The organism is Amycolatopsis sp. ATCC 39116 (assembly GCF_000231075.2).
Taxonomy (GTDB): Bacteria; Actinomycetota; Actinomycetes; order Mycobacteriales; family Pseudonocardiaceae; genus Amycolatopsis_E; species Amycolatopsis_E tucumanensis.
Genome location: NZ_AFWY03000027.1, coordinates 85,039 through 93,182, shown reverse-complemented (window position 1 = coordinate 93,182; position 8,144 = coordinate 85,039). Strand labels below are relative to the sequence as shown.

6 protein-coding genes are annotated in these 8,144 nt (G+C 72.0%); 3 read left to right on the top strand and 3 right to left on the bottom strand.

All coding sequences use genetic code 11. From position 1 onward, the window contains the following. Positions 1-279: 279 nt before the first annotated feature. Genes AMY39116_RS0324970 through ssd form a run of 3 tightly spaced genes read right to left on the bottom strand, consistent with a single transcriptional unit; the run spans position 280 to position 3,304 of the window. Positions 280-1,077 carry a type II secretion system F family protein gene (locus AMY39116_RS0324970; RefSeq protein WP_027936208.1) on the bottom strand — a complete coding sequence of 266 codons (798 nt, stop codon included), beginning with the start codon at positions 1,075-1,077 and terminating at the stop codon, positions 280-282. After that, positions 1,071-2,234, bottom strand: coding sequence for a TadA family conjugal transfer-associated ATPase (locus AMY39116_RS0324965; protein ID WP_020420349.1), 1,164 nt, complete (start codon positions 2,232-2,234; stop codon positions 1,071-1,073). The genes AMY39116_RS0324970 and AMY39116_RS0324965 overlap by 7 nt, the downstream gene beginning before the upstream one ends. Then, positions 2,231-3,304, bottom strand: a complete 1,074-nt coding sequence (ssd, locus tag AMY39116_RS0324960) for a septum site-determining protein Ssd (protein WP_020420348.1) — start codon at positions 3,302-3,304, stop codon at positions 2,231-2,233. The genes AMY39116_RS0324965 and ssd overlap by 4 nt, the downstream gene beginning before the upstream one ends. A gap of 445 nt (positions 3,305-3,749) precedes the next feature. Here ssd and AMY39116_RS0324955 point away from each other — a divergent pair, with 445 nt between their 5' ends. The 3 genes from AMY39116_RS0324955 (at position 3,750) to AMY39116_RS0324945 (ending at position 8,142) form a co-directional block, all read left to right on the top strand. Next, positions 3,750-4,592 (top strand): HAD family phosphatase, encoded by an 843-nt coding sequence (locus AMY39116_RS0324955; protein WP_020420347.1) that lies wholly within the window; start codon positions 3,750-3,752, stop codon positions 4,590-4,592. 521 nt (positions 4,593-5,113) lie between these two features. After that, a complete protein-coding gene (locus AMY39116_RS0324950; RefSeq protein ID WP_020420346.1) occupies positions 5,114-6,877 on the top strand; it encodes a glycoside hydrolase family 3 protein in 1,764 nt (587 codons plus the stop codon). Beyond that, positions 6,871-8,142: an exo-beta-N-acetylmuramidase NamZ domain-containing protein gene (locus tag AMY39116_RS0324945; RefSeq protein WP_020420345.1), complete on the top strand. Its 1,272-nt coding sequence runs from the start codon at positions 6,871-6,873 to the stop codon at positions 8,140-8,142. The genes AMY39116_RS0324950 and AMY39116_RS0324945 overlap by 7 nt, the downstream gene beginning before the upstream one ends. The last annotated feature ends 2 nt before the right edge of the window (positions 8,143-8,144 follow it).

Here is an 8,144-nt window from a genome sequence, read left to right as displayed (position 1 = left end):
TCGCGGGGAGGGCGAGCAGGGGTGTTGGACGGCGGGCGCGACGAGGGAGGAACTGGCTCGGCTCCGGCTGGTGTGCGCCGCGGGGCGGGGGTGGGCGTGCTCATCGCGGGGCTTCTCCTTTGTGGCTGCAAAGGTGGGCGCTCGCGGGGGCGAGCAGGGTGTCGGAGGCGTTGGAGGGCGGGCTGCGAACTGGAGTGAGCTGGCGCGGTTGAGGTGAGGGTGTTTTCGGCAGCGGTTGAGGTGAGGGTGTTGTCGGCAGCAATGGGGCCGTGGGCTTGCTCATCGTGGGGCTCCTCGTCTTGTCAGGTGGGCGCTCCAGGCGGCGCCGGTGGTGATCAGTGCTGTGCCGAGCAGGAGGAGGGCGTTGCCGCTCGGGGTGGCGAACAGGATGTGCGTCGGGTGGGCTCCCATGCCCTCGCCCAGCAACAGGCCGAACACGGGCAGAGCGGCGAGGACCATCGCGCTCGCGCGGGGGCCGGACATTGCTGCCTCCGACTGGCTGGTGAACCGCAGCTCGGCCGTGATGTCCTGGCGGACCGCGTCGAGCAGATCGGCCAGTGGAAGGCCGTGGCGTTGACTCAGCGACCACGCTCGCACCAAGCGTCGCCGCGCTGCCGACAGTGGTTCGGCCGTGGTGACCGTCGCCAACGTTTCGTCGAGGTTCCCGCCAAGGCGGGCGGCGCCGGCCACCGCGTCGAGGATCTCGGCGACCGGCCGAGGTGCATCAGCCGCGGCGGACTCGGCGGCCAGCGCGGGCGTGGCGCCGGCCCGGAGGTCCACCACCATCGCGTGCAGCGCCTCGGCCATCGCCCGGCGCATCGCGAAACCGGACTTCGACCGGCGGCGCGCGTGCCATTGGCGCCAGCCGGCCAAGCCGAGCAACGCGCCTGCCGCCCACACCATCGGCGGCACGACGAACAGCAACGGCACCAACCCGAACGCGAACGCCTTCCGCGGCTTCGGCAATCCGCGGCGTTCCCGAGACGGCGCGAGCACTCCCAGGCGCGCCGCCGAGCCCCGCACCGGAGGCCAGCACAAGGCGGCCGCGGCCGCGCAGGCCAGTGAGTGGGTCAGCACGGCCGGCCTCCCCGGGGCAGCAACGCGGTGAACAACACCCGCCGCTTGGTCCATCCACCGTCCTGCCACACCGGAAGCACCCGGACGTCCCCGTTGTCGCTCCGGCTCAGCACGCCGACCTCCGACAGTTCCCGCTGCCCCGACGACGACCGGCGCATGTGGAGGACGACCTGCACGGCGGCCGCGAGCTGGCTGTGCAATGCCGAGCGGGACAGACCACCCAGCGCGGCAAGCGCTTCCAGCCGGGCAGGCACCTCCGCCGTCGAATTCGCGTGCAACGTTCCGGCGCTGCCGTCATGACCGGTGTTCAACGCATTGAGCAGGTCGCACACCTCCTGGCCACGCACCTCGCCGACCACGAGCCGGTCCGGCCGCATCCGCAGCGCTTGGCGCACCAGGTCCCGCAGGCCGACCTCGCCCGCGCCCTCGACGTTGGGCGGCCGGGCGGTCAGCCGCACGAACTGCGGGTGCGCGGGCTGGAGTTCGGCGGCGTCCTCGACGCACACGATCCGCTCGGCCGGGGACGCCGCACCGAGCATCGCGGCGAGCAGAGTGCTCTTGCCCGCGCCGGTGCCACCGGTGACGAGGAAGGCCAGCCGGGCGGCGACCACCGACTCGACCAGCTCCGCGCCTTCCGCCCCGAACGTGCCCAGCTCGCGCAACGCGGCGAGGTCGTGCACGGCGGGACGGAGGATCCGCAACGAGATGCAGGTGCCGTCGGCGGCGATCGGCGGCAGCACGGCGTGCAGCCGGACGCGGCCGTGCGGCCCGAGCCCCGGCAGCCAGCCGTCGACGTAGGGCTGGGCATCGTCGAGCCGCCGTCCGGCCGCCAGGGCCAGCCGATGGGCGAGACGGCGCACTCCCTCCTCGCCCGAGAAGTGGGCCTCGGCGCGGCGCAACCCGTCGGACCCGTCCACCCACACGTCGTCGGGCCCGGTGACCAGCACGTCGGTGACGCCGGGCAGGGCGAGCAACGGTTCCAGCGGACCGGCGCCGGCCAGCTCCTGCCGGATCAGCCGCAGCGCGTCGAGCGCCTCCGTGTGCCCGACCGGACGCCCGGCTTCGGCGCGGACCGCGTCCGCCACCGTCGCCGGGTCCGTCCCGGCCCCGGCGCCGGCCAGCCGGTGGCGGACCCGCTCGACCAGTTCGTTGTTCATGCCGCCAGCACCTGCTTCGACTGCGACTGCTCCAGGATGAGGCGCGCGGTCTCCATCAGCGCGCCACGCGGCCGCGGGAGGAAGTTGCCGCGCTCGATCTCCCGGTCCAGTTGGCGTTCGACGGCCATCGACGTCAGCAGTGGCAGCCCGATCGCGCCGGCCGCGACGCTCGGCTCGAGGTCGCCCGGCGCGGGCCCGCGGACGACGAGCCGGACCCGGCCTGCCGGGTCACCCAGCTGCTTGACCACCCGGCGGGCGGCCAGGCAGGCGCGCATCTCGGCCGGGATCACCACGATCACCAGGTCGGCGCGCGCGACGACGGCGAGGCCGGGCCCGTCGAGGTGGCGCGGCAGATCGCACACCACCGTGCGGCCCGCCCGGCGCCCGGCCTCGATCACCGCCGCGACGCCCTGTCCCGTCGGCCCGTCGCCGTTGCGGTGGCAGGACAGGAACGGCAACCGCAAGCCGCGGTACCGGAACTCGGGCAGCGATTCCAGCAGCGCCGGCATCGACAACCGGCCGGCGCCGGGCCGCAGCTCGGGCCAGCGGAGCCCCTCCGTGTTCTCGGCTCCCAGCAACGCGTCGATCCCGCCGGACAACGAATCGCAGTCCACGAGCAGCCCGCCCGGATCGGTGCGGCACGCGACCAGCGCGGTGGCCGCCGCCAGGACGGACGCCCCGGCTCCGCCGCGGCCGCCCAGCACGCCGATGATCCGCCCGCCCGGCAGTCCCGGCCCGTCGACGACGTCGGCGAGCGCCGACGCCAGCGCCGACTCGTCCTCCGGCAGCGACACGACTCCTTCGACGCCGGCGCGGAAAGCCCTCCGCCACGTACGGGAATCCGGCGCGCCCTTGGTGATCAGCAGGATGCCGGGGCGCCGCGGCAGCTCCACCTCACCGTCGACGGCCTGCTCGTCGACCAGCACCAGCGGCGCGTCCGGCCACCGCGGCCGGGCGGCGAGCAGATCGGGCGCGCGTTGCGTCTCGCAGCCCACAGCCGCGGCGACGCGCAGGATTTCGTCGAGCATGACCTCGTCGTGGGCGATGACGAGCGGACGAGCGTGTTCCATGACGGCCCCCAGTGGTGATCGGTGTTTGACCTGACTCCACCGTCGTGCTCGCGCCGTGCCGCGACAAGGAGCTCCGGCGGGACCTGTGGACAACTGGGGTCTTGTGGACAACTCGCGACCGGGGCGGGTCGGCAGAGCGGGATCGTCGGTGCGCTGTGGCAGGATCCGCGCCCGCGCGCGAAGAAAAAGGGGCGACCCCCGCCAGGGGGGAGGGGCGGGGGCCGCCGAGGGTTCAGCCCCGGGGGGTTGGACTGAACCGCCGGTGGGAACACCGGATGCGGTCCACTGTAACTCCGCCGAGCGGCCCGCAACGCCGCTCGCGACACCCACAATTCGGTAACGGCACCGGCAATCGATTTCCCCCGCGGGCAACCAATTTCCGACCGGGCGACACCGTTCGTGGTCACCTCACCGCCCGCCGACGATCTACTCCTATCCTGAAGCGGTGGCAGAACCTCCCAGCTCGCCGCCGGGCGACCGGCGCGCCGCGACCGGAACCGGCGTCGCGGCCTTCTTCGACCTGGACAAGACGATCATCGCCTCCTCCAGCGCGCTGGCGTTCAGCAAGCCGCTGCTGCGCGAGGGGCTGATCAGCAAGCGGGCGGCGCTGAAGAGCGCGTACGCGCAGTTCGTCTTCTCCCTCTCCGGCGCGGACGCCGACCGGACCGAGCGGATGCGCGCGGAGATCTCCGCGTTGTGCACGGGCTGGGACGTCGCCCAGGTTCGGGCGATCGTCAACGAGACGCTGCACGACATCGTCGACCCGCTGGTGTACTCCGAGGCCGCCGAGCTGATCGCGTGGCACAAGGCGGAGGGCCACGACGTGATCGTGCTGTCGGCGGCGGGCGACGAGGTGGTGACGCCGATCGCGGCGATGCTCGGCGCGACGGGCAGCGTCGCGACGAAAATGGCCGTCGTGGACGGTCGCTATTCCGGGGAAATCGCTTTCTACTGCTACGGCGAGCAGAAAGCGGTGGCGGCGAAACAATTGGCTGCGGAGAACGGTTACGACCTGGCGGAGTGTTACGCCTATTCCGATTCCAGTACCGACGTCCCGCTGCTGGAGGCGGTCGGGAAGCCGCACGCCGTGAACCCGGACCGCCTGCTCCGCCGGACCGCGCTCGACCGCGGCTGGCCGGTGCTCGAGTTCACCAAACCGGTCTCGCTGCGGAGCCGGTTCCCGGCGCCGTCGACGGCGACGCTGGCCGTCGGACTCGGCCTCGGCGCGGTCGCCGCGGCGGGGGTGACCTGGTACGGGCTGACGCGCAAACGCCGTGGGGGAGCATAGAAGTCTAGTCGCTGAGGGTGCCCGCCTCACCGGATCGAGCGTCTGTACCGGTGCACCCGTCCGACCCCTTGAAGTGACGGCGGTCACTGGGTACAAAGTGAAGTGCGGACGTTGTTCGGCCCAGGGCGAGACGAAGATGAGTCTCGTTCCTCCCCGAGAACCTCCGTGCGCGGACTCCAGGCACCCACGCGCAGCGCGCCGCGGGAGGCTTGTCGTCGAGGGACTGCGTACCGGGACGCCGGACGCCGAGTCCCCGTAGGTACGACACGAGTTGCAGCTTGGTCACCTGAGCAGTCCGCGCGGGCGGGCGCCGCCCGGCACATCGCCGGCGGCGCCCGCGCATTTTTATGTCCAAGGGATTAGCCCGCGAGAGTGACAGAACCTGAAAGACACTTTCGGACTCCTCCGAAAGTAAGGCGGTCGTTGACCTCGTCCCGAGCGACTGAGTAGCTTCCCCCAATGCCGGCTCGTCCGCCGGCGATCATCACAGGGGAGGGTTCGCGATGCGCCGGAGGAGTCATGTGCTTGCCGCGATCGTCGTGGGGGTTCTCGGCGTGAGCGCGGTCGGCGCGTCCTCCGCCGCAACGGGCCGCCAGGACGGCTGGGCCGAGCAGACGCTGCGGAAGATGTCGCTCGAGGAGAAGGTCGGCCAGCTCTTCGTCGCCGACGTCTGGGGCAAGTCCGCCGACCAGGCCGACGAGGGCAACCGGAAGAAGTACGGGGTGGACACGGCCGCGGAGGTCGTCCAGCGCTACCACCCGGGCGGTGTCATCTACTTCAACAACTCCGGCACCGACAACGTGGACGACCCGGCGCAGGTCGCGCGCTTCTCGAACGGGCTGCAGCAGGCCGCGCTGTCGTCGGGCGCGAAGGTGCCGCTGATCGTCTCGACCGACCAGGAGGGCGGCCGGGTCACGCGCATCGCCGCGCCCGCGACGGAGTTCCCGTCCAGCATGGCCATCGGGGCGGGCCGCAGCGCCGCCGACGCGCGGACGCTGGCCACGGTGAACGGCCACGAGCTGCGGGCCATGGGCATCAACCAGGACTTCGCGCCCGACGCGGACGTCAACTCCAACCCGCTCAACCCGGTCATCGGCTCGCGGTCGTTCTCCGCCGATCCGGCGCTGGCCGGCGAGCTGGTCGCCGCGGAGGTCGACGGCTACCAGAACTCGGGGCCGGCGACGGAGACGGTGTCCGCGGCGGCCAAGCACTTCCCCGGTCACGGCGACGCGGCCACCGACAGCCACACCGGGCTGCCGGTCATCAACCGCACGGAGGAACAGTGGCGGCAGATCGACCTGCCGCCGTTCCGGGCGGCGATCGACGCGGGCGCCGACGTGATCATGTCCGCGCACATCACCGTGCCCAGCCTGGACCCGTCCGGGGAGCCCGCGACGCTGTCGAAGCCGATCATGACCGGCATCCTCCGGGACGAGCTGCGCTACGACGGGGTGGTCGCGACCGACTCGCTGCAGATGGCCGGCGTGCGCGAGCTGCACACCGACGCGGAGATCCCGGTGCTGGCACTGGAAGCCGGGGTCGACCAGATGCTGATGCCGCCGGACCTGGGGCTGGCCGTCAACAGCGTGCTGGACGCGGTCAAGAGCGGCAGGCTGACCGAGGAGCGGATCGACCAGAGCGTGCTGCGGATCCTGAAGCTCAAGGACAAGCGCGGCATCGTGGCGAGCCCGCTGGTCAACCCGCGGGCGGTGAAGCAGGTCGTCGGCAGCCCGGCCAACCGGGAGAAGATCCAGGCCATCACCGACCGCACCACCACCGTGCTTCGCAACGACGTCGGCCTGCTCCCCCGCCGCGAGCCGGGCAAGGTCCTGGTGACCGGCTGGAACAACCCGAACTACCCCGGCTACCCGGCGGAGCCGGTCCGGGCACTGGCCGAACGGCTCGGCGGCACGGCCGTCTCGACCGGCGCCAAGCCGAACGCCGCGAAGATCGCCGAAGCGGTGGCGGCCGCCGGCGAAGCGGACACGGTCGTCGTGCTGACCAACGGGCTGCGCAGCGACACCGCTCAGGGTGATCTTGTGCGTGAACTGCTCGCGACCGGGAAACCGGTCGTCGCAGTGAGCGTCCAGGAACCGTACGACCCCGGCTACGCCGACGTACCGACCTGGGTGGCGACGTACGACTGGCGGGATGTGACGATGGCTTCGCTGGCCAAGGTGCTGACGGGCGAGATTTCGCCGCAGGGCAAGCTGCCCGTCGACATCCCGGCCGGCGACGACGCCGGGCAGATCCGGTATCCCTTCGGCACAGGACTGACATGGTGAGCTTCAACCGGCGCGGGTTCCTGGTCACCGGCGCCCTCGCGACACCCCTCTTGACCGGCGGCTCCGCGCTGGCGGAACCGGCACGCGTGTTGCCGGCCGCGTCGCGGGGGCCGGTCGTGACCGGAGCCGACATCCTCGCCCGGCAGGGCTGGCGCTCGCTCGCCGGCCGCAAGGTGGGCGTGCTGTCGAACCCGACGGGCGTGCTGGAGAACGGCGACCACATCGTCGACTCGATGATCGCCGCCGGTGTCCGGCCGGTCGCCGCCTTCGGGCCGGAGCACGGTTTCCGGGGCAGCGCGCAGGCTGGTGGTTCGGAGGGCGACTACACCGACCCGCGCACCGGCATCGCGGTGTACGACGCGTACGGCGCGGACGCCGCGAAGCTGGCCGGGATGTTCACCAAGGCAGGCGTGGACACGGTGGTGTTCGACATCGCCGATGTCGGCGCCCGCTTCTACACCTACATCTGGTCGATGTACACGGCGATGGTCGCGGCGGGCCGCACGGGCGCGGCCTTCGTCGTGCTGGACCGGCCCAACCCCATCGGCGGCAAGGCCTACGGCCCGATGCTGCGCTCGGAGTTCGCCTCCGGGGTCGGGCTCAAGCCGATCGTGCAGCAGCACGGCATGACCGTCGGCGAGCTGGCGAAGTACTTCGCCGCGGAGCTGCTGCCCGCCGAGGGGGTGCGGCTGGCGGACCTGCAGGTGGTGCAGACCGAGGGGTGGCGCCGGGACATCTTCTTCACCGGCACCGGGCTGACCTGGACGCCACCGAGCCCGAACATGCCGACCGCGGACACCGCGCTGGTCTACCCCGGCACGGGCATGTTCGAGGGCACGGTGTTCTCCGAGGGACGCGGCACGACGCGGCCCTTCGAGATCATCGGCGCCCCCGGCATCGACTGGCGCTGGCGGGACGAGCTGACCGCGCTGGGGCTCGCGGGCGTGCGGTTCCGGGAGACCTACTTCGTCCCGACGTTCGGCAAGTTCGTCAACCAGACCTGCGGCGGGGTGCAGCTCACGGTCACCGACCCGGCCTCGTTCGACGCCATCCGCACGGCGGTGGCCATGCTGGTCACGGCCAAGAAGCTGCACCCGGACCTCTTCGCCTGGCGCGCGGACAACGGCATCGACAAGCTCACCGGCTCGGACCGGCTGCGCACGATGGTCGACCGCGGGGCGGGGGTGGACGAGATCGTCGGGTCCTGGCAGGCGGAGCTCGACGAGTTCACCGCCCGCCGTCGGCCGCATCTGCTCTACTGGTGAGG